At 69.8% G+C, this 25,980-nt stretch carries 20 protein-coding genes, 13 pseudogenes and 1 riboswitch; of the genes and pseudogenes, 17 read left to right on the top strand and 16 right to left on the bottom strand.

Annotated features, from left to right (window positions below; translation table 11 throughout):
* Positions 1–25: 25 nt before the first annotated feature.
* From QQK48_RS11680 to QQK48_RS11670, 4 genes and pseudogenes are all read right to left on the bottom strand, one after another.
* Positions 26–852: pseudogene (locus QQK48_RS11680) on the bottom strand (PHP domain-containing protein).
* A 67-nt stretch (positions 853–919) separates the two neighbouring features.
* A complete protein-coding gene (locus QQK48_RS11675; RefSeq protein WP_284328559.1) occupies positions 920–1,231 on the bottom strand; it encodes a hypothetical protein in 312 nt (103 codons plus the stop codon).
* Positions 1,167–1,466 (bottom strand): DUF7507 domain-containing protein, encoded by a 300-nt coding sequence (locus QQK48_RS21875; RefSeq protein ID WP_431308339.1) that lies wholly within the window; start codon positions 1,464–1,466, stop codon positions 1,167–1,169. Before QQK48_RS21875 ends, QQK48_RS11675 begins: the two co-directional genes overlap by 65 nt.
* Positions 1,387–2,400 carry a hypothetical protein gene (locus QQK48_RS11670; protein ID WP_284328558.1) on the bottom strand — a complete coding sequence of 338 codons (1,014 nt, stop codon included), beginning with the start codon at positions 2,398–2,400 and terminating at the stop codon, positions 1,387–1,389. Before QQK48_RS11670 ends, QQK48_RS21875 begins: the two co-directional genes overlap by 80 nt.
* A gap of 169 nt (positions 2,401–2,569) precedes the next feature.
* On the opposite strand from QQK48_RS11670, the pseudogene QQK48_RS11665 reads away from it, so the two are divergent.
* The 5 genes and pseudogenes from QQK48_RS11665 to QQK48_RS11645 all read left to right on the top strand — a co-directional run bounded on the left by QQK48_RS11665 (position 2,570) and on the right by QQK48_RS11645 (position 6,579).
* Positions 2,570–3,945, top strand: a pseudogene (locus tag QQK48_RS11665) (aminopeptidase P family protein).
* A 144-nt stretch (positions 3,946–4,089) separates the two neighbouring features.
* Entirely contained in the window at positions 4,090–4,467 is a 378-nt protein-coding gene (locus QQK48_RS11660) for a thioredoxin domain-containing protein (RefSeq protein WP_284328557.1), read from the top strand.
* A 58-nt stretch (positions 4,468–4,525) separates the two neighbouring features.
* Positions 4,526–5,392: a hypothetical protein gene (locus QQK48_RS11655; protein ID WP_284328556.1), complete on the top strand. Its 867-nt coding sequence runs from the start codon at positions 4,526–4,528 to the stop codon at positions 5,390–5,392.
* Positions 5,371–5,532 carry a hypothetical protein gene (locus QQK48_RS11650; protein ID WP_284328555.1) on the top strand — a complete coding sequence of 54 codons (162 nt, stop codon included), beginning with the start codon at positions 5,371–5,373 and terminating at the stop codon, positions 5,530–5,532. The genes QQK48_RS11655 and QQK48_RS11650 overlap by 22 nt, the downstream gene beginning before the upstream one ends.
* Positions 5,533–5,598: 66 nt before the next feature.
* Positions 5,599–6,579 (top strand): annotated as a pseudogene (locus QQK48_RS11645) (LLM class flavin-dependent oxidoreductase).
* Positions 6,580–6,632: 53 nt separating this feature from the next.
* Here QQK48_RS11645 and QQK48_RS11640 read toward each other — a convergent pair.
* Entirely contained in the window at positions 6,633–7,319 is a 687-nt protein-coding gene (locus QQK48_RS11640) for an aminotransferase class I/II-fold pyridoxal phosphate-dependent enzyme (RefSeq protein ID WP_284328554.1), read from the bottom strand.
* 484 nt (positions 7,320–7,803) lie between these two features.
* Positions 7,804–8,037: pseudogene (locus QQK48_RS21870) on the bottom strand (GntR family transcriptional regulator); the annotation flags it as partial.
* A 352-nt stretch (positions 8,038–8,389) separates the two neighbouring features.
* On the opposite strand from QQK48_RS21870, the gene QQK48_RS11635 reads away from it, so the two are divergent.
* The 4 genes from QQK48_RS11635 to QQK48_RS11625 all read left to right on the top strand — a co-directional run bounded on the left by QQK48_RS11635 (position 8,390) and on the right by QQK48_RS11625 (position 11,433).
* Positions 8,390–9,544 carry a pyridoxal phosphate-dependent decarboxylase family protein gene (locus QQK48_RS11635; RefSeq protein ID WP_284328553.1) on the top strand — a complete coding sequence of 385 codons (1,155 nt, stop codon included), beginning with the start codon at positions 8,390–8,392 and terminating at the stop codon, positions 9,542–9,544.
* 81 nt (positions 9,545–9,625) lie between these two features.
* On the top strand, positions 9,626–10,072 hold the full coding sequence (locus QQK48_RS19990; RefSeq protein ID WP_348523596.1) for a hypothetical protein: 447 nt from the start codon (positions 9,626–9,628) through the stop codon (positions 10,070–10,072).
* Positions 10,073–10,143: 71 nt separating this feature from the next.
* Positions 10,144–10,899, top strand: coding sequence for a magnesium transporter MgtE N-terminal domain-containing protein (locus tag QQK48_RS19985; RefSeq protein WP_348523595.1), 756 nt, complete (start codon positions 10,144–10,146; stop codon positions 10,897–10,899).
* Positions 10,900–10,980: 81 nt separating this feature from the next.
* Complete coding sequence (locus QQK48_RS11625) at positions 10,981–11,433, top strand: DUF1003 domain-containing protein (RefSeq protein ID WP_431308338.1); 453 nt, start codon at positions 10,981–10,983, stop codon at positions 11,431–11,433.
* A 3-nt stretch (positions 11,434–11,436) separates the two neighbouring features.
* Here QQK48_RS11625 and QQK48_RS11620 read toward each other — a convergent pair whose 3' ends face one another.
* Entirely contained in the window at positions 11,437–12,018 is a 582-nt protein-coding gene (locus QQK48_RS11620) for a hypothetical protein (protein ID WP_284328552.1), read from the bottom strand.
* A 224-nt stretch (positions 12,019–12,242) separates the two neighbouring features.
* Here QQK48_RS11620 and QQK48_RS11615 point away from each other — a divergent pair.
* Positions 12,243–13,377: pseudogene (locus QQK48_RS11615) on the top strand (Mrp/NBP35 family ATP-binding protein).
* Between the two features lie 40 nt (positions 13,378–13,417).
* Here the strand turns inward: QQK48_RS11615 and QQK48_RS11610 are convergent.
* Positions 13,418–13,912 (bottom strand): hypothetical protein, encoded by a 495-nt coding sequence (locus tag QQK48_RS11610; RefSeq protein ID WP_284328551.1) that lies wholly within the window; start codon positions 13,910–13,912, stop codon positions 13,418–13,420.
* A gap of 74 nt (positions 13,913–13,986) precedes the next feature.
* Here QQK48_RS11610 and QQK48_RS21865 point away from each other — a divergent pair.
* The 3 genes and pseudogenes from QQK48_RS21865 to QQK48_RS11600 all read left to right on the top strand — a co-directional run.
* Positions 13,987–14,214 (top strand): annotated as a pseudogene (locus QQK48_RS21865) (galactokinase family protein); the annotation flags it as partial.
* 206 nt (positions 14,215–14,420) lie between these two features.
* Positions 14,421–14,786, top strand: coding sequence for a GHMP family kinase ATP-binding protein (locus QQK48_RS11605; protein WP_284328550.1), 366 nt, complete (start codon positions 14,421–14,423; stop codon positions 14,784–14,786).
* Positions 14,787–15,002: 216 nt separating this feature from the next.
* Positions 15,003–15,251 carry a hypothetical protein gene (locus QQK48_RS11600; protein ID WP_431308337.1) on the top strand — a complete coding sequence of 83 codons (249 nt, stop codon included), beginning with the start codon at positions 15,003–15,005 and terminating at the stop codon, positions 15,249–15,251.
* Here QQK48_RS11600 and QQK48_RS11595 read toward each other — a convergent pair.
* The 3 pseudogenes from QQK48_RS11595 to glyA all read right to left on the bottom strand — a co-directional run bounded on the left by QQK48_RS11595 (position 15,252) and on the right by glyA (position 18,242).
* Positions 15,252–16,056, bottom strand: a pseudogene (locus QQK48_RS11595) (exodeoxyribonuclease III). It abuts the gene before it with no gap.
* Positions 16,056–16,943 (bottom strand): annotated as a pseudogene (locus tag QQK48_RS11590) (bifunctional methylenetetrahydrofolate dehydrogenase/methenyltetrahydrofolate cyclohydrolase). The pseudogenes QQK48_RS11595 and QQK48_RS11590 overlap by 1 nt, the downstream one beginning before the upstream one ends.
* Positions 16,943–18,242: pseudogene (gene glyA / locus QQK48_RS11585) on the bottom strand (serine hydroxymethyltransferase). Before glyA ends, QQK48_RS11590 begins: the two co-directional pseudogenes overlap by 1 nt.
* 45 nt (positions 18,243–18,287) lie before the next feature.
* A riboswitch (ZMP/ZTP riboswitch) is annotated at positions 18,288–18,373 on the bottom strand.
* A gap of 124 nt (positions 18,374–18,497) precedes the next feature.
* On the opposite strand from glyA, the gene QQK48_RS11580 reads away from it, so the two are divergent.
* Positions 18,498–19,514 carry a CDP-glycerol glycerophosphotransferase family protein gene (locus QQK48_RS11580; protein ID WP_284328548.1) on the top strand — a complete coding sequence of 339 codons (1,017 nt, stop codon included), beginning with the start codon at positions 18,498–18,500 and terminating at the stop codon, positions 19,512–19,514.
* Entirely contained in the window at positions 19,475–20,158 is a 684-nt protein-coding gene (locus QQK48_RS11575; protein ID WP_284329385.1) for a CDP-glycerol glycerophosphotransferase family protein, read from the top strand. Before QQK48_RS11580 ends, QQK48_RS11575 begins: the two co-directional genes overlap by 40 nt.
* Here QQK48_RS11575 and QQK48_RS11570 read toward each other — a convergent pair.
* The 3 pseudogenes from QQK48_RS11570 to QQK48_RS11560 all read right to left on the bottom strand — a co-directional run.
* A pseudogene (locus QQK48_RS11570) lies at positions 20,155–20,640 on the bottom strand (hypothetical protein); the annotation flags it as partial. The gene QQK48_RS11575 and the pseudogene QQK48_RS11570 sit on opposite strands and share 4 nt — an antisense overlap.
* Before the next feature lie 82 nt (positions 20,641–20,722).
* Positions 20,723–21,208, bottom strand: a pseudogene (locus tag QQK48_RS21860) (acyltransferase family protein); the annotation flags it as partial.
* Positions 21,209–21,260: 52 nt separating this feature from the next.
* Positions 21,261–21,797, bottom strand: a pseudogene (locus QQK48_RS11560) (GNAT family N-acetyltransferase).
* Positions 21,798–22,105: 308 nt separating this feature from the next.
* On the opposite strand from QQK48_RS11560, the gene QQK48_RS11555 reads away from it, so the two are divergent.
* Together QQK48_RS11555 and QQK48_RS11550 are read left to right on the top strand one after the other, a co-directional pair.
* The gene (locus tag QQK48_RS11555; RefSeq protein ID WP_284328545.1) at positions 22,106–23,113 is read left to right on the top strand and encodes a CDP-glycerol glycerophosphotransferase family protein; all 1,008 of its coding nucleotides are present in this window, start codon (positions 22,106–22,108) and stop codon (positions 23,111–23,113) included.
* A gap of 23 nt (positions 23,114–23,136) precedes the next feature.
* On the top strand, positions 23,137–23,955 hold the full coding sequence (locus tag QQK48_RS11550; RefSeq protein WP_284328544.1) for a CDP-alcohol phosphatidyltransferase family protein: 819 nt from the start codon (positions 23,137–23,139) through the stop codon (positions 23,953–23,955).
* 51 nt (positions 23,956–24,006) lie between these two features.
* Here QQK48_RS11550 and QQK48_RS11545 read toward each other — a convergent pair whose 3' ends face one another.
* Positions 24,007–24,624, bottom strand: a complete 618-nt coding sequence (locus tag QQK48_RS11545) for a SpoIID/LytB domain-containing protein (protein WP_284328543.1) — start codon at positions 24,622–24,624, stop codon at positions 24,007–24,009.
* Between the two features lie 694 nt (positions 24,625–25,318).
* Positions 25,319–25,876: pseudogene (locus QQK48_RS11540) on the bottom strand (S-layer homology domain-containing protein); the annotation flags it as partial.
* Positions 25,877–25,980: the final 104 nt, after the last annotated feature.

The raw sequence follows: 25,980 nt of genomic DNA, 5'->3' as shown, positions 1-25,980 counted from the left end.
TGCGGTGCGCCGATGCCGGTGCTCGCTACCGCCCCCGCGCCGCCTCGAGCGCGGCGAACGCCTCCGGGCTCGTGAGGTGCTCCCCGAGCCGATTGAGCCTTGCCTGTGCCGTGATAGTCGCTGGCACCGGTGCGCACCAGCCCCCACGCATCGGCGACCGCGACCAGCCGGTCCCTCGCCGCAGCATCGTGGTCTCGGTGATCGATCTCGATGCCGACCAGGCCCGCATCGGCCATGCTCTTGATGACGCGGTCGGGGACCACCTTGCCGCGAGCGCTCGCGGCCGGGTGTGCGAAGACCGTCACGCCGCCAGGCTCGCCTCATCGTCGCGACGGCCGCGGTGACCTCCGGGGCGAAATGCGGCACGTAGTAGCGCGAACCCGGCGCCAGGATGCGGTCGAATGCGGCATCGCGTGTAGGCACCACACCCAGGTCGACGAGCGCATCGGCGATATGCGGCCGTCCCACCGTGCCGCCCGCGGCCCTCTCCGCGACGGCATCCCAGGTGAGGGGGAAGTCGTCGGCCAGCACCCCCACGATCGCCTGCGCCCGGTGCACACGCGCCTCTCGGGTCAGCGCCAGCATGTCCCGCACGTCGGCGTCGGTGCGATCGTGCCAGTAGGCGAGCAGGTGAATCGAGGTGCCGCGATGACGGCACGAGACCTCGATGCCGGGGACGAATCGCACCCCGGCATCGTGCGCCGCCGCAGTCGCCTCGTCCCAGCCCCTGATGCTGTCGTGGTCGGTCAGCGCGACCACATCGAGGCCCGCATCGGCGGCCTCACGCATCACCTGGGCGGGTGAGCCGGTGCCGTCAGAGACGGTCGAGTGCGTGTGGAGGTCGATGCGCATGTTCCCAGCCTAGGCACGCCGAAGGCCGGACCCCGCGGGAGCCCGGCCTTCGTGGACGATGGGGTGATTACGCCTCGGCGCGGCGACGCAGCACGAGGGCGGCGCCCACGAGCACGAGGAGCACCGCCGTCGCGGCAAGCGGTGCGGAATCCGCGCCGGTGTCCGACAACACCGCGGCATCGGTGGTGGTGTCCGTCTGGGCGGACGACTCGGACTCGACGGCCGTCTCGGTGGTGTCCGCAGGAGCGGACGACTCGGACTCGGCGGGCGTCTCGTTGGCGACCTGCTCGTCATCGTTGCCGGCCGGCTCGTCGTCAGCGACGGGCGCCGCGACTGCGACGGAGAACGTGCGCGTGACCGACACCTCGGTGCTGGGCATGGCGCGGGCGGAGCCTGCTCGCCGGACCGACGGGCAGCGTGCCTGACAGCGTCAGACCGACGTCGAACGAGCCATTGTCGATGTCCTCGGCGGTGACGACGTACGTGACCTGGCAGGTCACGGTCGCGCCGGCGGCGACAGCGCCGTTGACGATGTCACACGATGCGGTGGTGGCGCCTGCCGGCGTCGCGGTGACCACCGCGCCAGCGAGGTCGTACGCGGACGCGTTGACCACGGTGTAGGTCCGCTTCACCTTGTCGCCCGCCTTGACGACCGACGCGCCGGCCGAACCGGTCCAGTTCCCGGTGCTCGAACGCCACGACCTCGTCGGCGGCGTCCTCGATGCCCACGAGGGTGGACGCGATGAGCCCGAACTCGGACAGGAGCGAGTCGAGACCGTCGACCTGGTCGGCGGCGTCGTCACGGCTGGACTGCTGGTAGCCAAGCGATTCCTCGGCGCCGGCGAGGCGGACGATGCCGTCGTCCATGCCGTCGAGGACGCCCTGCTGGTTGTCGCGATTCGTCTGCGCGTTCGTCAGCGCGGTGCGCGCGATGGACTCGGCGGCCTGAGCGTTCGTGTAGATCGTCTGCGCCGTGGCATAGGCGGGGTTTGGCCCGCCTCCCGTCCAGGTGCAATTCTGAGGCCCCGGCACGGACTCACCGGTGATGGGGTCGGGGACGGGGGCTCCCGGAGTGCAGAACTCCTGGGTCGGCAGGGTCTGCGACGTGCCCTGAAGCGTCGCCAACGCGGCCGCGGTTGCCGGGACCTTCGCGTCGAGATCGGCCTGTGCGGCATCGACCGTGCGCTGCGCCTGGTCGACCACGGCCACCTGGGCGGCATACGCGTCGACCACGTCCCGCGCCTCCTCCACCTGACGCTGCGCTGCTGCGACACGCGACTCGGCCGCGTCGAGCACGTCCTGCGCCTCGTCCCGAAGGCCCTCGACGGCGTCGGCGGATGCGGCGACCGTGACGTCGAGGCCGGCGATCGCCGCGAAGTCGCGGTCGACGTACGCTCGGTACGCGGCGGCCTGGGCGTCCCGGGCGGCGGCCGTGGGCGCCTGCGCCTCGGTGAGGAAGTCGCGGTAGGCATCGGCGCCAGCGGGGGCGGCGACGAGCACCACCGCCGCGAGCGACGCGGCGGCGGCGGGAAGAACGCGTGCGAGCACGGGAGACTCTTTCTCGAAGGGTGGCAGCAAACCGTGAACCTGCGTCATCCTTTATCGGCACGCCGACAACAAAGATGAGGCTCGTCACGTGTCCTTGCATCAGGGACGATGCCGCCACACGGGACGAGCGCCGCGCATCACCTCCGTGGCACCGTGCGACCATAGGCAGGTGAGCGACGAGACCACCGAGAAGACCAACAAGGCGCGCGCCCTGCGCCCCGACAACGACGAGTTCAAGACGTGGATTGGTTCCCAGTGGGCCGAGCCAGATGACCTCGAGACCACGGCATCGGCCTCCGCACCCTTCGCGGCCGAGCGTCGCGCGCGCCTGTCCGCCCAGTTCCCCGGCAAGCGCATCGTCGCGCCGGCGGGAGACCTCAAGGTGCGCTCCAACGACACCGACTACCGCTTCTCCCCCGACCGCGACTTCGCGTATCTCACGGGCCTTGGGACGGACCGTGAGCCCGGCGCCGTGCTCGTGATGGAGCCCACCGCCGATGGTCACGAAGCGACCCTCTACCTGGAGCCGCCGGCAGGCAAGGACGACGACGGCTTCTACACGGACCCGCGCACCGGCGAGTTCTGGATTGGCCGTCGCCCCGGCCTCGCGGAGTTCGCGGCGCTGACCGGCATCCCGACCGCGCCGCTGGCCGACCTGCCCGGGGGCATCGACCTCGCCAAGCACCCCAAGAAGAAGGTGCGCGCGGCGCTTCACCAGATGCGCCTCGTCAAGGACGAGTGGGAGGTCCAGCAGCCTGCGTGACGCCGTGGACGCCACCATCGCGGGCTTCGAGCGCGTGGTGGGCGAGCTGCCCCGTGCGGTGGCCCACAAACGCGGCGAGCGCGTCATCGAGGCCACCTTCGACGGCCACGCCCGCGAGGAGGGCAACGCCGTCGGGTACGAGACGATTGCCGCTGCGGGCGAGCACGCCACCACCCTGCACTGGATCACCAACCACGGCCAGGTCCGCTCGGGCGACCTCCTGCTGCTGGACGCAGGCGTCGAGGTCGAGTCGCTTTACACGGCCGATGTCACTCGCACCATGCCCATCAACGGCGAGTTCTCGCCTGCCCAGCGCAAGGTCTACGACGTGGTCCTCGAGGCCGCCGACGCTGCCTTCGCGGTCGCGCGCCCCGGCGCCACGCTGCGCGACGTGCACGAGGCCGCGATGGACGTCATCGAGGCACGCCTCACCGAGTGGGGCATCGTGCCCGAGGCCGAGGCGGAGGAGTCCAAGTTGTTCCGCCGTTGGATGGTGCACTCGACCTCGCATCACCTTGGCCTCGACGTGCACGACTGTGCCGCCGCGAAGCGCGACACCTACATGGACGGCCCCCTGGAGCCCGGCATGGTGTTCACCATCGAACCGGGCCTCTACTTCAAGGCGGACGACCTCGCGGTGCCCGCCGAGCCTGCGCGGCATCGGCATCCGCATCGAGGATGACGTCCTGGTGACCGCGACCGGAGTCGAGAACCTCTCGGCGGCGCTCCCTCGCGATCCCGACGCGATCGAAGCGTGGATGGTCAAGCACGGCCGCGCGTAACCACCCTCCTCAGGCCCGGGCTCGGGTCGATGGCCTGCTTTCCAGGACCATCGGCCCGAGCCCGGGCCTGTGACGTTTCGTAGCCTGGCGGCAACCTCCGCGCAGGGCATGGCTGTGCGCGTCGCGACCACTCGAGGAGCACCGATGCACGCACCCGCCTCCAGGAGCCAGCGCGTGCTTGCGGGCCTCGCGGGAACCCTGCTGGCCCTGGTGCTGCTGCTTGCCAGCGCAGGCAACGCGATCTCCGCGTGGCTCTCGGTCGACGGCTCCGCGAACGCCTCCGGCTCCTCCGCCGCTCTCACCGCGGAGGTCGAACCCGCCTCCACAGGCGCCGCGGCATCGGCCGTGACCGATGGCATCGACCCCGATGCCGACCTGGTGCTGTTCTGGGGCGACGGCTGCCCCAACTGCGAGAAGGAACGGGCCTGGCTCGAGACCGTCGAGAGCGACTATCCGGACCTCGAGATCGCGCAGTACGAGGTGTGGAACGACGAAGCCAACCGCGAGCCTGTTCGAGGTTGAGGCTGAGCGCCTGGGCTTTACCGCGGGATCGGTTCCCACGACCATCATCGGCGAGCGCGTGTGGATCGGCTGGACCGACGCCATCGAGCAGGACATGGCGGGCGCGATCTCCCTGGTGGAACGCGGTGAGGACCCCGCGCCCGGGATCTTTGGCACCGAGGGTGCTGGCACGTGCGCCGAGGACGGCGAGGTGTGCTCGGGCGATGCTCCCGAAACCGTGGTCGACGTGCCGTTGTTCGGCGAGGTCACGGTCTCTGCCGACTCCCTGCTGATGTCGACCATCGTCATCGGCTTCGTGGACGGCATCAACCCGTGCTCCCTGTGGGTGCTGTCGGTGCTGCTGACCATCGTGTTGCGCACCAACTCGCGCAGGCGGGTCATCGCCATCGGCTCGGTCTTCCTCGCGGTCACCGCCATCATGTACGCCCTGTACATGGCGGCCTTCTACTCCGCGCTGGCCGTGGTGGGCATGCTGGGCTGGATCCAGGCGGTGGTCGCGCTCGTCGCGGGCGTGTTCGGCGTGGTGTCGATCAAGGACTACTTCGCGCTCGGCAAGGGGGTGTCCTTCACCATCCGCAAGGAGGACAAACCGGGCATCTACTCGAAGATGCGCGCCGCGGCCGGCAAGAAGGCACTCATTCCGGCGCTCGGGGCGACCATCGTGCTCGCCATCGGCGTCTCGCTCCTGGAGACCCCGTGTACCGCGGGCTTCCCGGTGCTGTGGACCGGCATGCTGCACGCCAACGATGTGGGGCTGGCGGAGACGGGCCTGCTCTTCATCGCGTACATGGTGCCGTTCCTCCTCGACGAGTTCATCATCTTTGGCATCGCTGTCGCCACCATGAAGGCCACCAAGATGCAGGACAAGCACGGCGAACTGCTCGCCTGTTCGCGGGCGTCACCATGCTGGTGCTCGCCGCGGTGATGGCGATCAACCCCACGCTGATGGAGAGCCCACTCATGGCGCTCGGCCTGTTCGCCGGTGCCTTCGTCCTCGCCGCAGGCATCCACGTGCTGTACTCGCGCGTCATCGAGCCGCGCCGCCAGGAGCGCGCACGGCAGTGACCCAGCGAGGGGCATAGAGCGCGGCCCGCGAGCGTTGTGTCTCAGGCCCCTCAACCTTGGAGACGCATGACCATCCTGTCTGTCCTTGACCTCGCACCGATCGCCGCCGATGAGACGCCTGCCCAGGCGCTCGCCCACTCCGTGGACCTGGCGAGGGCGGCGGAGGAATCGGGTTACACGCGGGTCTGGTACGCCGAACATCACAACATGGCACGCATCGCCTCGTCTGCCACCTCGGTGCTCATCGCGCACGTGGCGGCGCACACCGCGTCCATCCGCCTGGGCGCAGGCGGGGTCATGCTTCCCAACCACTCGCCGCTGACCATTGCCGAGCAGTTCGGCACCCTCGCGACGTTGCACCCCGGCCGCATCGACCTGGGGCTGGGACGCGCCCCCGGCGGCGACCGCGCGGTCTTCGCCGCACTGCGCCGCGACCCCACGGCGTCCGATGCCTTCCCCCAGGACGTCCTTGAGCTCCAGGCGTACCTTGGCGACGAGTCACGCGTCCACGGCGTGGAGGCCACCCCCGGCAAGGGCACCCACGTTCCCCTGTACATCCTGGGGTCGTCACTCTTCGGTGCGCAGGCTCGCCGCGCAGTTGGGGCTGCCGTACGCCTTTGCCTCGCACTTTGCCCCCGCAGCGCTCGAGCAGGCCGTCGCCGCCTACCGGGCGGGCTTCCAGCCGTCCGAGCAGGCTCGCCGAGCCGTACGTCATCGTGGGCGCCAACGTGTTCGCCGCCGCCTCCAGCGAGGAGGCGCACGAGCAGTTCGTCGCCGCCAGGCGCTCGCGCGTGCGCATGATGATTCAGCGAGGCGTGTCCGCGCCGTCGTACTCGGATGCCGAGATCGACGCCTTCCTCGCGTCGGAGCAGGGTGCACAGGCTCGCGGACATGATGCGCATCACGGCCGTCGGCACGGGCGCGCAGACCCGCGCTTGGCTAGAGACCTTCGCCACCTCGCTGGGAGCGGACGAGGTCATCACGGCGCACGGCGCGCTCGAGCCTGCGGCGCGGGTCAACTCTGTGCGTCTCACGGCGGCGGGCTAAGGCGCCGTCACTCCCGAGACCGAGTCATCAGCCTCACCCTCGGGGGCGCAGCCTCACGGGGCCTGTTCAGCCAGGACCTTGACCCCTACCCGCATCTCCTCGGGTGGCAGGTAAAACGGCAGCCTGAACCGAGACGCACCGCCGCCGGGAACCACCTCGAAGGCCGAGCCTGGCGCCACCGGCACGCCGGCATCGGCCGCCCTGGCGGCAAACCTGTCGGCGTTGGCTCCTGGCACCTTGACCCACAGGCAAGGCCCACCGTCGGGCATGCGGAACTCCCACTCGGGCGCGAACTCCTTGAGGGCCTCCACGGTCGCGTCCAGCGACTCGCGCATCGACGCGACGCGCCACGCGAGCGTGGCGTCGTAGTGGTCCTCGAGGAAGACGCGAGCGAGTCGCTGCAGGAAGGCCGGGCTGCCCAGGTCCATCGCCGCCTTGCGCTGGCGCAGTTGCGCCGCCAGCGTGGCATTGGCGTGCAGCCAGCCGATGCGCATGCCACCCCAGAAGATCTTCGACAGCCCCCCGATGGTCACCACCGACGCGCCCGTCCCGAGCGAGGCAAGTGGCCGCGACGGGCGTCCGGTCAGTGCGAGTTCGCCCGTGATCCTGTCGTCGATCAGGGTGGTGCCGCAGGCCGATGCCATCTCGGCGAGCCTCACGGCGTCGACTTCCGTGATCGCGGTGCCGGTGGGGTTGTGGAACGTCGTCACGTAGGCGGCGCCGGGGCGCGCCGCGCGCAAGAGCCTTCACGGCGGCGGCGACGTCGAGACCATCGGGACCCATCGGTAGCGCGAGGGTGCGCGCTCCCGCAGACGCGACGGCATCGAACACCCCCGGATATGTCACCGATTCCATGGCCACGGGCCCTCCCGCGCTCGCGACCCCGGTCACCGCGAGCCAAAGTGCCTGCTGGCCGCCGGAGGTGACCACCACTTCCTCGGGCCGCGCGGGAATGCCCTGGAGCCCCAGGCGCTCCACGATCGCGGCGACCAGATCGGGGTCGCCGAGCGCGGCATAGCCGGTACCCACGGTGGGAGCGCCGTCGAGCAGCAGCCCTGGGTCCGCGAAGGCCTCGGACACCACCGGGGCGGGGCCAGGGCAGGCGGAGGAGAGCCCGACGAGCGGGACCTGGGCGCCAGGCAAGATCTTGGAGAAGCGCTCCTGATGGCTCATGCCATCGAGCCCGCGCGCCCGGGAGCCGAGCCGCGGCGCCGCGCCGGGACGCACGTCGAGCCACTCGTCGTCACGGAGCCGCTGGTACGCGGCGGTCACGGTGTTGCGCGACAGGTGGAGGCTGGTGGCGAGCGCGCGCTCCGACGGCAGCCGGGTTCCGTGTTCGAGCGAGCCCGCCTCCGCGAGCCTGCACGATCGCGTCGGCGAGCCTGCTGGTACAACGGGCCAGTGCCCGACTGCCAGTGGTCGAGGACGTCGCGGAGCCTGGTCGGCGGTGGTGCGCATGGTGCCATCCAAGTCGCAACTGGCCCCTCACAGCAAGGGCCAGTATGCGCCCATCTGGACCTTTCAGGAAGGAGCCAGTCAGGCGAGGCTCGGTCTATGAACGCACTCACACCGCTCGAGAGGGTCCACACCAACCCTGCCTCGCTCGCGCGTACCCGCGAGCGCATCGGCCTCATCACCGAGGCTGCACGGCGCGCCGGCGCCTACGTCGCAGGCGCAGGCTCTCGCGCCGTCGCCCCCACGGACGATGCCGTCGCCGGGCTGGGCGCGTTCCGCACCTCCCTGCCCGAGAACCCCCGCCCGGCACGGGAAGTCCTCGAGGAGCCTCGACGCCTTCGGCTCCCCCGCGACGGTGGTGACCACCCACGGACGCCACTTCGGCTTCGTCACGGGCGGCACCGATCCGGCCGCGGGCGCCGCGGCCATCCTCGCCGGGGCATGGGATCAGAACCCCGGAGCGTATTCTCCGGTGGCCGAGGCGATCGACGAGGTCGCGTGCGCGTGGATCGTCGATGCGCTCGGCCTGCCGTCCACCACGGTCGCCGCGTTCAACGGCGGCGCCACCATCGCCAACCTCACCGGCATCATCGCGGGCAGGGACGCGTTGCTCGCACGCCACGGCTGGGATGTCGCGGAGCGCGGACTCGCGGGTGCCCCCACGCTGCGAGTCATCGTGGGCGAGGAGGCACACGTCTCCGTCCTGAAGGCACTACGTCTCGCCGGATTCGGCCAGGCGCACATCGAACGCGTGCCCACGGATGCCACCGGGGCCATCGATGCGACCCAGTTCCCCGAGGACACCGACGCGCTCACCCTGGTGGTCCTGCAGGCGGGCAATGTCAACACCGGCGCGTCCGATCCGTTCGCCGCGATCATTCCGGGCGTCCGCGAGCGCGGAGGCTGGGTCCATGTCGACGGAGCCTTTGGACTGTGGACGGCCGCGTCACCCCGGCTGCGCCACCTCGTCGCAGGTGTCGACCTCGCCGACTCGTGGGCGACCGACGGCCACAAATGGCTCAATCTTCCCTACGACAGCGGCGTGGTGGCCGTCCGAGACGGCGCCGACCTGCATCGGGCGATGCACTCGGACGCCGACTACCTCCCGGCAGACCCCAGGGCGATGCGCAACCGTGGCATCCAGATCTCCCAGCGGGCACGCGGTGTCGAGGCCTGGGCGATGCTCGCGTCGCACGGTCGCTCCGGCCTGGCAGACATCGTCGACCGCTCGTGCGCTCACGCCGCGCTCCTTGCGCAGTTGCTCGCCGATGGCGGCGCCGAGATCATCGCACCCGTGGCACTCAACCAGGTTCTGGTGAGGTTCGGTGACGACGCTGCGACCCAGACGGTGATCGCGGCCGTCCAGGCCGAAGGCACCACCTGGGCTGGCGGCACGGTGTGGCGCGGCAGGCACGCCATGCGTCTATCCGTCTCGGACACCGCCACCACCGTCGACGATGTTCGCGCGGCGGCCGCCGCGATTCTCGAGGCCGCCGCCGTGACCAGGTAACCCCCTGCGGCACGGCCTGCGAGGTGGAACCCTCGGGCCGCGCCGCAGGGAAACGCCCAGGTGCGGGGCTAGGCTGAGCGCATGAGCCAGGCAGCGGAGAGGGTGTATGTCGCGCGCCTCGCGGGAACCACCGTCTTCGACCCCCTGGGCGATGCGGTGGGCCGCGTGCGCGATGTCGTGCTGCTCATGCGTCGGGGCAACGCCCCCGTCGCTGTGGGCCTCGTGGTGGAGGTTCCAGGGAGACGCCGAGTCTTCCTCCCCCTCACCCGCGTCACCTCCATCGCCCCTGGCCAGGTCATCTGCACCGGTGTGTTGAACCTTCGCCGCTTCAAGGCCCGCACCTCGGAGACCTTGGCCATCGCCGAACTCCTCGAGCGCTCCGTCACGATCAAGGCGGGCCGCGAGCCCGCGTTCATCGAGGACCTGGCCATCGAGCCCACCCGGGACGGCACGTGGGAGGTCACCAAGGCTCTACGTGCGCAAGGCCGAGCGTCGCAAGGGCGTCCTCGGCTTCTCGCGCCGCGGTGAGGCCGTGGTGGTCCGGCTCGACGACGTCACCGGCGTGTGGAAGCGCGACGAGCTTCAGGGCGCTCAGGCTCGTGATCCAGTCATTCGCGGACCACAAGCCCGCCGACCTTGCTGCCGCCCTCATGGAAATGTCGCCGTCACGCTCGGCGGAGATCGCCGCCGCGCTCGACGACGAGCGTCTCGCGGACGTGCTCGAGGAGATGCCCGAAGAGGACCAGATCGAGTTGCTGGGCACCCTGCGCTCCGACCGCGCGGCCGACGTCCTCGAGGCCATGGACCCCGATGACGCCGCCGACCTCCTGGGCGATCTCCCCGACGAGCAGGCTCAAGCACTACTCGAGTTGATGGAGCCCGACGACGCCGACCAGGTGCGTCGGCTCCTGCACTACGAGGACGACACGGCCGGCGGTCTGATGACCACCGAACCGGTCATCGTGAGCCCAGAGACCTCTGTCGCGACCTGTCTCGCGATGGTGCGCAAAGAGAAGCTCCCGCCCGCGTTGGCGTCCATGGTGTTCGTGGTGCGCCCGCCCACCGAGACTCCCACCGGCCGCTACATCGGTCTGGTGCACATCCAGCGCCTGCTGCGTGAGGCTCCCCACGAGCCCGTCGGCAACTACACCGACGCCGCCATCGAACCACTGGAGGCAGAAGACTCGCTGCAGGAGGTGTCGCGGCGCATGGCGGCATACGACATCCTCGCGATGCCCGTGGTCGACGACGCGCACCGGCTCCTCGGCGCCGTGTCCATCGATGATGTGCTCGACCACCTGCTGCCCAGCGACTGGCGCGAGCACCTGGATGACGACGAGGAGGCGATCTCATGAGCGAGCGCCTCGACCGCCCCAAGGCGGAGCAGCGCCGGTTCGGCTTCCTGCCGCGCAAGTCTCGGCTCGGACCCGGACCGCATGGGCGCCGCCACCGAGGGCATCGCCCGCTTCCTTGGCACCACACGGTTCCTGATCTATCTCACCGTGTTCTGCATCGTGTGGCTGGTGTGGAACACCTGGGCGCCGGAGTCCCTGCGCTTCGACTCGGCCTCCAACGGGTACACCGCACTCACCCTGGTGCTGTCGCTTCAGGCCTCCTACGCCGCCCCGCTGATCCTGCTCGCGCAGAATCGTCAGGACGACCGCGACCGCGTGGCCGCTGAGCAGGACCGTCAGCGGTCCGAGCGCTCACTTGCCGACACGGAGTACCTCGCCCGCGAGGTGGCCGCGCTGCGCCACGCCGTCAATGAGACCGCCACACGCGACTTTGTGCGCTCGGCCTGCGCGCGCTGCTTGAGGAGCCTTCAGCGCGAAGACGACGAACGCCGCGATGACAAGCGCGACGACCGCCACCACCGCAGGCGCGACTGACCCTCACTCCCGCGCTGCACGGAACGTCAGCGTCGCCACCAGCGCCCCGCACACCGCGAGGACCACTGCCACCGTCGCGCCCCACGGCTCGCTGAGATAGGCCGCTACCGCCGTCACTGGAGCCTCGATGGCGGCGGAGACTGTGGTCGCGAGAGGTGCAGGGAGCGTGATGGCGTCAAGGCACGCCTGGCCCACCACCGCCCCTGCCAGGAGCGAGAGCACCGCGATCCCCGCGGCGACCACGCCCGTGGCCCACCCCTCGGCACGTCCGCCAAGGCGTAGCCCTGCCCCCACGAGGACCCCCACCACGACGGCGGCCGCCATCACCTCTTGGCCTACCAAGATGTACAGCGACGTGTACATCACGGCGCCCATTGCGCCGAAGCCCAGCCCCGCCGCGACGGATGGAAGCCAGCGTCGGCGCACCGTCGGCGGCATCGGCTCCACGTCGGGCGACAGGGGCGGCGGCGGCAACGCCCGCATCCATGCGGGCGCGGCACGCCACCCGCCCACCGTTGCCTCGTCTGGCCGGTACACGGATGGCCCGTACCCCCGGCCTCCGCCATCATCGTCGTCAGTGCTCACCGCAACCCGCCCCCTCATGGCGAAACTGCCCGTGTGCGGCGCCCCCGTCGCACCTCACGGTTCTGGGTTCGTACTCAGCCCCGGAACCGACAAGCCTCACGCTTCCATCGCCGCGTGCACAGGGCAACGAAACCCGCTCGCGCTGTGGCGCACACCACAGCGCAAACCGGGGCACTGCGGACCATCCGCTCGTCGGGGACGCCGAGCGCGAGCGCCTACGATGGATGCCATGCCTACCGTCGAGCCTCGTCCGCGACGCCCTCAGCAAGGTCATCGACCCCGAGATCCGCCGTCCCATCACCGAAATCGGCATGGTTCGTTCCGTGGAGGTCGACGACGCAGGAATCGCCGTCATCGGCATCGACCTCACCACCCAGGGGTGTCCGATGAAGGAGCGCATCACGGGCGACGTCACCGACGCCGCCGCCAAGGTCACGGGGGTGACCGAGGTGCGCATCGAGCCTGGGAGTGATGGACGAGGAGCAGCGCCTCAACCTGCGCTCGAAGGCTGCGCGGGGCAAGCCCGAGCCCGTCATCCAGTTCACCCAGCCGGGCAACATGACGCGCATCTACGCGATCGCCTCCGGCAAGGGCGGGGTGGGCAAGTCCACCGTCACCGCCAACCTTGGCGCCGCGATGGCCAAGGATGGCCTCAAGGTGGGCATCCTCGACGCCGACATCTTCGGCTTCTCCATCCCCGGCATGCTGGGCGTCACGGGTCAGCCCACGCGCCTTGACGACATGCTGCTACCTCCCATCGCACATGAGGTGAAGGCCGTCTCTATCGGCATGTTCGTCCCCGAGGGCCAGCCGGTCGTGTGGCGTGGCCCGATGCTGCACCGCGCCATCGAACAGTTCCTCGCGGACGTCTACTGGGGCGACCTCGACGTACTGCTGCTTGACCTCCCGCCCGGCACCGGCGACATCGCCATTTCGGTGGCACAGCCTGCTTCCCCACGCCGAACTGGTGGTCGTCACGACGCCGCAGTCCGCGGCCGCGGGCGTTGCCGAGCGCGCGGGCTCGATCGCGACGCAGACCTCGCAGAACGTCGTCGGCGTAGTCGAGAACATGGCGTGGATGGATCAGCCCGACGGCTCGCGCCTGCACATCTTCGGCGAGGGCGGCGGCCGGTGGTCGCCGACCGCCTCACCAAGACGCTCGGTACCGCGGTGCCTGTGCTGGGTCAGGTGCCCCTCGACATCACCGCGCGCGAGGCAGGCGACGCGGGGACGCCAGTGGTCATCTCGGACCCGGAGTCGAGCGCCGCGCAGGCGATCACGGCCGTGGCTCGCGCCCTCGCTGGCCGGCAGCGCGGGCTGGCGGGCCGCTCCCTTGGCGTCACTCCCGTCAAGCGCTGACGGGTCGCCGACGCGGGTTCGGGCCTAGGTACGCTCAGGCTTAGGGACACTCAGCCTCAGGGACGCTCAAGCCCTGGGACGCCCCCACCCCGCCACGATGCCAGCCACGAGTGCGGCCAGCAACGTCCCCGCGCTGAGCGGAGGCGTGGCGAGAGCGGCAAGCACCGCGTCGTTGAAACTTGGGCCCGCGGCGCCGATCATGTCGAGGAGCCTCGTTCTGGCCGCCGACCACTCCAGCGACTGCCATGAGGTGGACGCCGAGACCTGCGGCCACCGCGGCGGCACCGAGGGTGCTCCACGAGGCATCGCGGCTCAGGGTGCGCATCGTGAATCCGACCGCGGCCGCGATCGCCGCACCGAGAACGGTCAGGGCGAGGGCTCCGGGGTCGTCGGGCACCAGGGGCGACAGCAGGAGGCCGAGGACCAGACCCACCGCGAGAGCGGCCGTGAGGGGCGCCATCGGCGTACGACGCACCCGCTCGAGAACCGAAGGTGAAGGCGCTGCGGGCGCCTGCTCACCGGACTGCTCAGTCATGTTCAGGCTCCTCGCTGCCGTGTCACCGTGCTTCGCCCATCGTACGGCTTGCGCACCAGGGGTAACAGTGTCCGATACTGGGGCCATGCCAGGCTCCCGACGCGTCCTCCGCGCTCGACTGGACCCCGGCCTGGACCCGCGGTCAGGGAGAGCACCAGGCGCGCGAACTGTTCGCCGCGACCTTCGGAGCGCCACCCCACGGGGTGTGGTCCGCACCGGGCCGCGTCATGATCATCGGCGAGCACGCGGACTACAACGCGGGGATCACTCTCGCCACCGCGACTCCGCACCGCTTGTACCTCGCGGCAAGCCCTCGTCCCGATGCCCGCATCCGGGTCGTCGAGGGCCAGGCGAGCGCGCTGCCCGGGCCAGACGGAGTCTGGGAGAGCGACCTGCGGGATCTGGTGCCCGGCACCGTGGACGGATGGCCGCGCTACGTGGCGGCCGCACTGTGGGCGCTCCTTGAGCGCGGCTATGACGGTCCGGGACTGGACATCGCGGCGACCAGTTGCCTTCCCGTGGGGGAGGGCTCGCCGGGTGGGCCGCGCTCGAGGCCGCCACCGCCCAGGCGGCCGATGCCCTCTGGGGTCTCGCCCTCGCCGATACGGGCGCGGGGAGACTGGAACTGGCCGAGGTCTGCTACGACGGGGAGTTGCGATTCGTGGGCTCGCCATTCGGCGGCACCGATCAGCACACCGCGTTGCGCTGTCGCGACGGCGAGGCTCTCTCGCTGGACTTCTCGCAGCCGCGGGGTCCTGGCGCGCTGATCCCTCCCCCGGCGCAGCGCTTTCCCCTGCCCTTCCGCGAGTACGGGCTGGGGCTCCTCATCATCAACACCGCGGATAGTACCCGATGGCGGACCCGCTGTTCCTGACCCGCCAGGCTCAGTGTGCCGCCGCTGCCGCCACGCTCGGGGTGACCTGGGTGGGTCAGATCGCGGAGCAGCCCGATGCGGTCGCCAGGGTCGCGGCCCTCGACGACCCCGTGCTGCGCCGTCGCGCCAGGCACCTCGTGACCGAGATCGCGCGGGTGAGAGCCATCGAACGCGAGGCGACCGGGATGGGACCCGCCCACGAACGGTTCACTGAGATTGGCCGCCTGCTCTACCGGTCTCACGCCTCGCTTGAGCCTGGACTTCGAGGTGTCGTCTCCCGCCCTCAACCGCACCGTCGACGCGGCCTACCGGTCCGGCGCGCTCGGGGCGCGCATGTTTGGGGCGGGACGCGGCGGCTCGGCGATGGCGCTAGTACGCCGCACCGAGGCCGAGCGCACCGCACGCCTGATCCAGGAAGACCTCCTGGCCGCGGGCGACCCGCGGCCAGGCTTCGTGCTCGTGTAGTTACAGCGCGTAGTCGACGACGAGGGGCGCGTGGTCGGACCAGCGCGTGTCGTAGGACGGCGCTCGGTCGACTCGGACGTCCGTGACAGCCGCTGCCAGCGCCGGCGACGTCAACTGGTAGTCGATGCGCCAGCCCGAGTCGTTGTCGAACGCCTTGCCGCGCTGCGACCACCACGTGTACGGGCCGGGGTGTCCCCCGCGTGAACGCGGTGGACATCCACCCAGCCCGCCTCGAGCCAGCGGTCAACGTAGGCACGCTCGGCGGGCAGGAAGCCGGCGGACTTGAGGTTGCCCTTCCAGTTCTTGATGTCGTTGTTGGTGTGGGCGATGTTGATGTCGCCCATCACCACCACGCGCTCGTGGGCGGCAGCGAGCGCCTCCAGGCGAGCGGTCATGAGCCTCAAGGAAGGCGTACTTGTCGGCCATCTTGACCTCGTCCTCGGCGTTGCCGGAGTGGACGTAGACGCTGACGATGCGCACGGGTCCCGAGGCGGACTCGACGGTGCCCTCAACCCAGCGGCCCGTGTGGGTCGCCGCCGTCGCGGTCTCTCCGAGCGCCTCGGCGCCCACGTGCACGTTAGTGAGCGTGCCGCGGGAAAGGATCGCGACGCCATTGCGGCCCTTCTGCTCGCTGATGTGGTCGGCCACGTTCCAGGTGGTGCCCAGGCTCGGCGACCAGCAGGTCCTCGGGCGCGCGCACCTCCTGGAGGCACACCACATCGGCTCCGACCTCGTCGAGCCACGGCAGCATGCCCTTACGCAGGGCGGCTCGCACCCCGTTGACGTTGACCGACACAATGCGCATCAGCGAATCCCCGCCTTCCTCTCACATGCTTCGACGACGTTCGCCAACAGCATCGCCCTCGTCATCGGGCCCACTCCCCCAGGATTGGGCGAGTACCAGGACGAACGCTCCACGGCATCGGCCGCGATGTCGCCCGCAACCTTGGACTTGCCCGTCTCGGGGTCCGTCACACGGGACACACCCACGTCGACCAACACGGCGCCGTCCTTGACCATGTCGCCAGTGATGATGCCGGGCACGCCCGCCGCGGCGACGATGACGTCAGCCGTGCGGGTGTGCGACGCAAGGTCGGCGGTGCCGGTGTGGCACAGGGTGACGGTCGCGTTGACGTCCTTGCGGGTGAGCAGCAGGCCGATGCTCCGGCCCACCGTGGTGCCGCGACCCACCACGACCACATGCTTGCCAGCAAGGTCGACACCGTGGCGCTCGATGAGTTCGATGATGCCCTTGGGCGTGCACGGCAGGCTCGACTCGACCGGCTCGGCGATGCGCAGCACCAGGCGGCCAAGGTTGGTCGGGTGCAAGCCGTCCGCATCCTTGTCGGGGTCGATGAGTTCGAGCACGCGGTGCGTGTCGATCCCCCGGGGAAGCGGCAGGCTGGACAATGAAGCCGGTGCAGGCAGGGTCTTCGTTGAGGCGGGCCACCGCCGCCTCGATCTCCTCCTGCGTGGCGGACTCGGGCAGGTCCTCGCGGATCGATGCGATGCCGACCTCCGCACAGTCGCGGTGCTTGCCCGCCACGTACCACGTCGAGCCGGGATCCGCGCCGACGAGCAGCGTGCCAAGGCCGGGGGTGACCCCCGGTCCCTCAGCACGCCGACTCGCTCGGTCGGCTCGGCCTTGATCGCCGCCGCGGTGGCGGTGCCGTCGAGCTTCTGCGGAGCCATTACTGCTGGAGGCCCTCGTACAGCGGGAAGTCGTCCGCGAGGCGCTTCACGCGCGCACGCAGGCCGTCGATGTCGGCCGCCTTGCCGCCGATGAGCGCCTGGGCGATGACCTCGGCAACCTCGGTGAACTCCTCGGCGCCAAAGCCGCGGCTCGCGAGCGCGGGGGTGCCGATGCGCAGGCCTGACGTGACCATCGGGGGACGGGGGTCGAACGGCACGGCGTTGCGGTTGACGGTGATGCCGACCTCGTGAAGCAGGTCCTCGGCGTCCTGGCCGGTGAGCCTCCGAGTGGCGCAGGTCCGCCAGCACCAGGTGGACGTCGGTGCCGCCGGTGACGACGTTCACGCCCGCCTCGATCGCGTCGGCCGCCGTGAGGCGCTCCGCGATGATGCGTGCGCCCTCAAGGACGCGCGCCTGGCGCTCCTTGAACTCGTCCTGCGCGGCTGCCTTCAGCGCCACCGCCTTCGCGGCGATGACGTGCATGAGGGGGCCACCCTGCTGGCCGGGGAAGACCGCGGAGTTGAGCCTTTTGGCGAGGGCCGTGTCGCGCGACAGGATCATGCCCGAGCGCGGGCCGCCGATGGTCTTGTGGATGGTGGTCGAGACCACGTCGGAGTGCGGCACGGGGCTGGGGTGCAGGCCCGCGGCCACGAGTCCCGCGAAGTGCGCCATGTCGGTCCACGCTTGGCGCCCACCTCGTCGGCGATCGAGCGGAACGCCTCGAAGTCGAGGTGGCGCGGGTAGGCCGACCAGCCGGCGATGATGACGTCGGGGCGCTCGGCGAGCGCCTGCTCGCGCACCTGGTCCATCTCGATGCGGTGGGTAGTCTCGTCGAGGCCGTAGGCCGCGACCTCGTACAGCTTGCCCGAGAAGTTGAGCCTTCATGCCGTGGGTGAGGTGGCCGCCGTGCGCCAGCGAGAGGCCCATGATCTTGTCGCCCGCGCTGATAAGCGCGTGCAGCACCGCCGCGTTGGCGGTCGCACCAGAGTGGGGCTGGACGTTGGCGTATTCGGCGCCGAACAGGCTCTTGGCACGCTCGATGGCAATGGTCTCGGCAACATCGACTTCCTCGCAGCCGCCGTAGTAGCGGCGGCCGGGGTAGCCCTCGGCGTACTTGTTGGTCAGGACGGAGCCCTGAGCCTGCAGCACGGCACGGGGAACAAAGTTCTCCGAGGCGATCATCTCGAGGTAGGTGCGCTGGCGTCCCAGTTCGCGGTCGAGGACCTGAGCGATCTCGGGGTCGAAGTCCTGCAGCGAGGCGTTCATTACCTCGTGCGTGGCGCTGGAGTCGGTGGTCATGTCATCCCCTTCTGGCTGGCGGCACGGGGCCGCCGGTTGTCCGGTGACCTTGGCCCAGGCGTACGACCAACAGTCGGCGAATGCGTGCCGCTCCCTCGTGGTGACCCACTGCGCCAGTCGCGACGCGCGCCAGTCTACCAACGCGGATGCCGCGCGCCAGGCCCAGTACGATGCCTGCCACACGGTGTCTCATGAGGCACGGGTGTGCCGAGGACCGCTGGGGGCGAACAGGGCATGGGAACACTGCCGTCGGGCATGACGACGTTGCACGTCCGTGCGCGCAGGCGCATCGTCAGCCGCGAGGCGGCGCGCGCCACCAGGCTCGCCAGCAGCCCCACCAGGCCCCTGCCCGGCACCGACCTCATCCTCGCCGCAGGCGCCAGCGGCGCGCTCCACGTGGTGCGCATCGAACGACGTTGCGCCGTGGCATCCGTCACTGTGACCGACGGCGGGCGCGGCGTGCTGGTCCGCGGCACATATCGGGGAGCACCCCGGCCGCCGTGGCGCTCCGCAGGCTCGCGCGTCGCCGCACGCGGCGAGGTGACCGTCGCGGGACCGGAGGCATTCGAGTGTGAACTGCCCCTGCGAGCACTCGGCTGGCAGGGCCAGCACCGCATCGTCCCCCCGGACACCTACCTCCTCGAGGCCCACTTCGCCACAGGCGAGCCCCGGGTCCTCCTCGCGCCAGCGGCACTGCGCTCAACGCTGCCCCACGAGGAGCGTGAGACCCACGCCCACGTCCGGGTCACCTGCACGGCACGCGGCCAGATCACCGTCACGGTCGCGCCGCCGTTGCTCGCCAGCGAGGCGGGGCCCGCAGGCTACGCCGCCGTGACCGCCGTGAAGCGGCCCACCCCGATGGTCGCGGACGCGGTCTACGTGCAGTCCTGGTTCGGCAAGTCCTTCTCCGATAGCCCTGCGCGGCTCGCCGAGGCTCTGCGCGACGATTGCCGCGAGGTCATCGTCGGCGTGAGGGACTATTCGGTCGAGGTCCCGGACAACATGACACCCGTCGTCATCGGCACGCAGGCATGGTGGGAGGCCATCACCTCGTCACGCGTCGTGGTGGACAACAGTTGGACGCCCAAGGAGTTCAAGCGCCGACCCGGCCAGAAGGTCGTGCAGACCTGGCATGGCACGCCTCTGAAGAAGGCTGGGGTACGACCGCTCGCAGCACGAGGGCCGCACCGCGACTCCACAGAGTTTTCGGTGGGGCAGGCTCAAAATGGGATCTGCTCGTCTCGCCCAACGCCTACTCGACGGAGATCCTGAGCCGCGCCTATGCGTATGACGGCGCCATCGCCGAGACGGGTTACCCCCGCAATGACGTCCTGGTGGCGGACGACGGCATGCGCGACCGGGTGCGCGCCGCGCTCGGCATTCCCGCAGGGACCGTGTGCGTGCTCTACGCCCCCACCTTCCGCGAGGCCGACCAGGGGCGCAGCGTGTTCTGCGACGTCGAGGCGCTGGCTCGGCGGCTTGGCCCGGGCTATCGGCTCCTCGTCCGGGGCCACAGCGCTGCCTCGAAGTTCGGTACCCACCACGGCACCTCGCGGGTCCTCGACGTGAGTTCCTACCCCGAGTCCTCGCACATGCTCGCCGTCGCGGATGTCCTCATCACCGACTACTCCTCGGTGATGTTCGATTTCACCGCCACCCGCCGGCCCGTGGTGTTCTTCACGCCGGACATGGACGCCTACGCGCAGGACGGACGGGGCGTGTACTTCGACCTCGCCGCGCATGCCCCCGGGCCGGTCGTCTCAGCGGAGGACCGCCTTCCCGCGGCGGTGCGCCGTGCGTGGGAGGGCCGCGCGGACACGTCGACCAGGTACGCGGCGTGGCGGACCCGCTTCAACCACCTCGACGATGGAGCCGCGACCGCACGGCTTGCGGGCATCGTCCGCGAGTGGCTCTAGGAGGCCGCACCCTTCGCACGCGCCCGGCGCTCGCGCACCAGCGACATCCACCAGTTCAGGTCCATGAGCGGGCGGGTCACGCGGATCACGATCGGGCGCGACGCCAGGAACGCAAACCCCACGGCGGCTACCGCCATCAACCCCATCCACGCGCCTTCGCCGATGGCGGTGCTGTAGCCGTTCTCGCGGCCCGGGTACAGGAACAGCGGGTGAAGCAGGTAGATCGCGAGGGACGCGGCGCCGGCCTGCGCCAGCCAGCGACGCGTCCAGCCGGTCAGTGAGACGAACGCGAGGGTCAGGACGAAGCCGGCGAGCAGGACGCCAGCACGCACCGCGATGCCATCGACGTCGGTGTAGTGCAGGTCGGCGTAGTCCTCGTGAAGGAAGAAGATGCGCCGGCTCAGGCCGTCGTGGGTGAGAAATGAGAACACTCCAGCGGCGACAAAGGCCGCGAATGCCAGCATCCGCACCGGGAGAAGCCTGAGCCTTCGCGAACCACTCCTCGCGCCACACCAGGCCGAGCGCGAAGAACGGCAGGAAGCCCAGCGTGCGAGCCAACGACAGGTCGGGACCGATGACGGCGATGGTGCCCGCGCCGAGCGCGACCGCGAAGGTGACGGGCACCGCGTACGGGATCCGCTGGATCCACGGCGCGGCCATCCGCCACGCGAAGAGGGACAACAGGTACCAGGTGGTCCACGCGGGCACCAGCAACTGCGGCGGGTGGAGGTCACCGACGGTGAGGGAGAGCACCACAGAGTGGAGCACTTGGAACACCGCGTACGGGAACAGGAGCCGGGTCGCGATCTTGGCAGGAGACCAGTGCGACGCCTTGCGTGTCAGGTACCCCGAGAGGAACACAAACGCGGGCATGTGGAACATGTACAGCCACTGCTCGAACGTCTCTGCGATGGGCCCCGAGAGCGGCGCGATCGCGTGCCCCCAGACCACCAGCACGATGAGGAGTCCCACGGCGGTGTCGATCGAGCGGTCACGAGTGCGCGGACGCTTGGCGACGTCCGGGCGCGCGGAAGCATCGGTGTTCACCATTTCTTCATTGTGCGTCGCCTCCTCCTGAGCGTTTACTCAGGAAGGCGTGGCACTAGTTGTCGCCGCGCACCGCGGGAAGGTCGGCGTCGTCGTCCACGATGGCTCCCGACTCCAGCACCTTGCGCAGGTAGGCGTACGTGAGATCGCCGTTGATCTGGTCGAACTGGTGCTCGTAGCCGGCCTTGTTGTACATCGAGATGTTGTGCTTCGAGTTCTGCCCGGTGAAGACCCACACCTCGCGGGTGGTCTCCGGCAGGTAGCCGAGCACGGCGAACAGGAGCCTGGGTGCCGATGCCGTGACCCTGCTGGTCAGGCACGACGGCGAGGCGTCCGATGGTGGCCTTGTCCCCCTCCAGGCCCACCCGGATGGAACCGATGAGGCGGTGCCCTTCCCAAGCGCCGAGGGTGACCACGTCATCGGATTCAAGGTCGACGATGAGGCTCCTCGAGCGTCTGCGTCAGCGCGGGGATGTGCGGGTCGCCGTACAGCCTGCGCCTCCGTCACGAACGCGGCACGCCTCACGGTGAGCAACTCCCCCGCGTGATCGATCCCCACCACGTCGATGCGCACACTCTCGGTCTCAGCCATACGACCATCCTGGCATGTTCCCCATCGAGCGCCCAAGCGAGACGCGCGCACCGGTTCGCGGCTGCCCGGCGCCGGGTAGGCTAACCGGGTGCGAGACCTTTCCCTGGCGCCCGCCCGTCCGTTCGCCGATGAACGAGGTGCCCGATGCTAGGGCGCCTGCGTTCGTACGCGGGCTTGGCCATCCGCCGCCTCGGCCTTCTCCCCGGCGGAGTGCCGGACGGGCTCGGCGACGACGACACTCTCGGCGCTCACGTGATCCGCTCCGAATCGCTGGTGTTCTTCCCCGACCCCCGGAGAACCTGTACCAATTGCGCCAGTGGTACGGCGCGCTGGGCGAGCTCGACAAGTTCGGCGGCGTCAGCGTCATCACGCAGGACAGCCGCACCGCGCGGGCCGTGCGGGAAGAGACCGACTTCGAGGTGCTGGTGGTCGCGCGCAATCGCACCTTTGCGGGGCTCGTCGACCGCGGAAACGCGAAGATCGCCATCTACGTGGGCCACGCAAACAACAACCTGGTGGGCCTGCGCGCCACGGGGCTCGCCCACATCTTCCTCGCGCACGGCGACTCGGATAAGTCCGTGTCCGTCTCGAACCAGGTGAAGGGCTTCGACTACACGCTCGTGGCGGGACAGGCGGCGGTGGACCGCTACGCCGCCGAGGTGCTGTTCTTCGACGCTGACCGTCACTTGCGCGTCATCGGCCGGCCGCAGTTGCCCGCGCGGGTGTCTCGCGACGGGGCCATCGTGGTGCTGTACGCGCCCACGTGGGAGGGTTCGCAGGAGACGAACGCCTACAGTTCCGCCGTCTCCCACGGCGAGCCGCTGGTGGGCTCGCTCCTCGACGCCGGCTACACCGTTCTCTACCGGCCCCACCCGCGCCTGGGGGTCTCGGACAAGCGCTTCCGGGCCGCCGATCAGGCGGTGCGTGCCCTGGTGACCGCCGCGGGCGAACGTGGCCGCGTCGACACCTCCGCGGACCCCGGCCCCGCCATGCAGGAAGCCGATGTCCTCATCACCGACGTCTCGGCGATGAGTTCGGACTGGCTGTCCCAGGCTCAAGCCGCTGCTCGTCACGGTCCCCACGGTGCCGCAGGCGCGGCCGGCGGGACCGTCGCTGCTGCACGCCCAGGTGCCTCGCATCACGGTGGAGCAGGCGGCCGATGCCGGGGCGCTGGTCAGGGAGACGGTCGCCGACCCCGCTCACCTACCTCGCATTCGCACCCTGGCCGAGCACTACCTGGGTGGACTCGATGCGGCGCAGGCCACGGAGGCGTTCGTGACGGCATGCCGCGAGATCGCCGCCGAGCGGGACCGTGAGCGTGCCGTGAAACAATCCGGTCATGCACCGTCCTGAGGACCGTCCCGCCCATCCCACCATCGAGCAGATCCGCGAGGTCTGCCAGCCGCCCGAGATTCGTGGCCGGAAGAACTCCGAGCACTGGACCGGCGACGTCTTCACGCGGTCGCTGTCGCCCTACCTCACCCGCGCCTTTGTGCGCGCGGGCCTGAGCGCGAATGCCGTCACGGTCGGCATGATCCTGTGCGGTTGGGCGGCGGCTGCTGCGCTGCTCATTCCTGGTTGGTGGGGGCCGCTTCTCGCGGCCGTGCTGGCGATGGGCCAGATGCTGCTCGACGCCTCCGACGGGGAGGTCGCCAGGTGGACCCGCAAGATGGGGCCGCGCGGGATCTTCCTCGACCGCATCGCGCACACCACCACCGAATCCCTGGTGCCGATGGCGGCGGGCTTCAGGATCGCGCTCGAGGCGGACCCGATCGACTGGCGCTGGGCGTTCGCGGGCACGCTGCTCGGCATGCTCGTGCTGTGGAACAAGTCGCTCAACGACGGCTCGCGCCTCGCCCGCGTTCAGGGCGGCATGCCGCTGGCCAAGGAGGACACCGGGATCAAGGTGCCGACCGTGGGCTGGGTGGCACGCGCGCGCCGCGCCGCGAACCTGGTCCCCATCCACCGCGCCTACCACTCGGTCGAGCAGACGCTGGTGATGCTGGCGCTCGCGACCGTGGGGCTCGTGGCGGGCTTCAACGGCGTCGCCGTGGCCGTCGTCATCCTCCTGGTGGCCGCGCCCTTCGTCATCGCGGGTCACACCCTCGCGATCCTCACCTCGTCCCAACTCAAGGTGCCCGCGACCCCCGAGTCCTGACCCGCATCGGCCGCCTCACGCGTCAGGGCCGACCGCCAAGTACTGGGCGACTCAGTACTTGGCGGTGAAGGACCAGATCCAGGGCGACGTGCCCGCCGCGAGGTTGCTGCGGATCCGCTCGGCTCCGGTGATGGAGGAGGTCTTGCCGGTCGACGAGGTGGCCGTCACCTTGGTGGCGGCGGCATCGGACCCGCCGGCGGTGCGTCCGGTGACCTTGATGGACACGACGTCACTCAGGCCGAACACGCTGCGGGCCTTCGCCTGGGTCAGCGTCTGCGACCACGAGCGCATGGGATTGATGCTCGACTCCGACCAGGGATCATCGACCGACGTCAGGTACGCGAACGTTCCGCCCCAGATGTCCTTGCTGCTCTCGGTTTGGCCGCCGGACGAGGAGAAGTAGTAGGTCTGGGCGATCGAGCCGCCATAGGTGAGGACCTTGCCCTTGGAGCCGCTGGTGGTGCGGTTGACGGCGTCGACCCAGCGCTTGCCGTAGTAGGCGTTGGTGCCTTCGTTCTCCTTGTTCCACCCGGTGAAGTTCTGATCGCGGGTGTCGTCGTAGATGTGGCAGTTGCAGTTCGCCGAGTAGTTGTTCATCTGACGCAGCGCGTAGCCGCGCGCCACGATGGCCTGCGCCTGGAGGGCGTCGGTGTCCCATGAGGAAGGCATCTCGGCAATACCGTATAGGTACTCGGTGTTGAGCCTTCAGTTCGTTGGCGATGATGATGCGCGGCGAGGTGGTCGACGGCACGCTGATGAGCAGGCTTGCCGTGGCGGTACTTGCCGTGGGTGCCGCGGATCTCCGAGGCACCGTTGCCGTTGTAGATGTCGACGTACGGGTCCTCGTTCGAGCCGGACTGGTAGTTGCTGGTGCCCTCCCAGTGGAGCGCCACATCCTTGGTGGCGGTCGCCTTCTTGCCCCCGTCGCGCTCGACGGTGACGGAGTTGCCCGAGCGGGTGATGTGGAGCCTTCTCGTTGTTCTTGCCGTACCAGGTGGTGTGCGGCGTCGAGCCTGCCCTTGTTGTAGAAGCGCAGGCGCCACTGGCCGTCGTCGGTCTTGTCATCGCCGATGGAACGCACCACCACCGTGGCCGAGTCGCGCCAGTCCGAGCCCGAGCCGTAGACCTCGACCCTGATCTTCTTGTCCGCCTCCACGGAGGAGACCGACGTGCCCTGGTAGTACTTCTGCAGGATCGACCCCGCGCTGTACCCCTCCAGCGCCATCGCCTGCGCGCCGTACTGCGACATGCCCACGCCGTGGCCGTAGCCGGCGCCCTTGACGGTGAAACTCGTGGGAACGGTGGGCTTGACGGTCGGGCTTCCGCTCAGCCGGTACAGGAAGGCGGCCGTGGCCTCGCGCGAGACTCCCGAGCGGGGGCGGTAGGTGCCGTCGGCGTACCCGGTGGTGATCTTGGTGCTGCGTAGCCAGGTCACCTCCTTGAAGAACTTCGACGACGTCGACATGTCCTTAAAGGGGGACGAGCTGGGGGCGGAGAACGACGGGCTGCCCTTGTAGCGGTACAGGAAGGCGGCCATCGCGTCGCGGTCGATGGTGTTCTTGGGACGGAACGTACCGTCGGGCCAGCCGGTGGTGATGCCTTGCTTCGACAGCCACACGATCTCGCGGTAGAACTGCGCGCTCGTGGGCACGTCCTTGAACGGCGAGGTGGAGGGAAGGGACACCTTGGGCGAACCCGCGAGGCGGTACAGGAAGGCCGCAAAGGCCTCACGGGAGACCTCGGCCTTGGGCTTGAAGGATCCGTCGGCGTAGCCGGTGGTGATGCCCTTGCCCGCGAGCCAGGTGATCTCGGTGTTGAACTGGTGACTCGCCGGCACGTCCGTGAAGCGGGTCGCCGCCGCGGAGGGCCCCGCGGTCAGGACGGTCACCGCGAGCGCCGCGATCACACTCCATGCCGCCATGAGCGTTCGCGCCGAGCCGCGCCGAGCCGTCCCTACTGCCATCCGCTTCCCCATCCTGTGACCAGAGTGGCCAGTGTGACACATGTGACAACAGGGTCAAGGGG

It is taken from the genome of Demequina litorisediminis (assembly GCF_030161615.1).
Taxonomy (GTDB): domain Bacteria; phylum Actinomycetota; class Actinomycetes; order Actinomycetales; family Demequinaceae; genus Demequina; species Demequina litorisediminis.
Note: the sequence above shows the minus strand (reverse complement) of the source record. Positions and strands in the feature narration are given on the sequence as shown.

What these genes read in the sequence shown, in the direction of transcription:
- QQK48_RS11675 (WP_284328559.1), bottom strand. Translation starts at nt 1,231, where the DNA reads ATGCCCAGCACCGAGGTGTCGGTCACGCGCACGTTCTCCGTCGCAGTC.
- QQK48_RS11660 (WP_284328557.1), top strand. Translation starts at nt 4,090, where the DNA reads ATGCACGCACCCGCCTCCAGGAGCCAGCGCGTGCTTGCGGGCCTCGCG.
- QQK48_RS11650 (WP_284328555.1), top strand. Translation starts at nt 5,371, where the DNA reads ATGCTGGTGCTCGCCGCGGTGATGGCGATCAACCCCACGCTGATGGAG.
- QQK48_RS19990 (WP_348523596.1), top strand. Translation starts at nt 9,626, where the DNA reads ATGAGCCAGGCAGCGGAGAGGGTGTATGTCGCGCGCCTCGCGGGAACC.
- QQK48_RS11625 (WP_431308338.1), top strand. Translation starts at nt 10,981, where the DNA reads ATGGGCGCCGCCACCGAGGGCATCGCCCGCTTCCTTGGCACCACACGG.
- QQK48_RS11610 (WP_284328551.1), bottom strand. Translation starts at nt 13,912, where the DNA reads ATGACTGAGCAGTCCGGTGAGCAGGCGCCCGCAGCGCCTTCACCTTCG.
- QQK48_RS11580 (WP_284328548.1), top strand. Translation starts at nt 18,498, where the DNA reads ATGACGACGTTGCACGTCCGTGCGCGCAGGCGCATCGTCAGCCGCGAG.
- QQK48_RS11550 (WP_284328544.1), top strand. Translation starts at nt 23,137, where the DNA reads ATGCACCGTCCTGAGGACCGTCCCGCCCATCCCACCATCGAGCAGATC.
- QQK48_RS11545 (WP_284328543.1), bottom strand. Translation starts at nt 24,624, where the DNA reads ATGCCTTCCTCATGGGACACCGACGCCCTCCAGGCGCAGGCCATCGTG.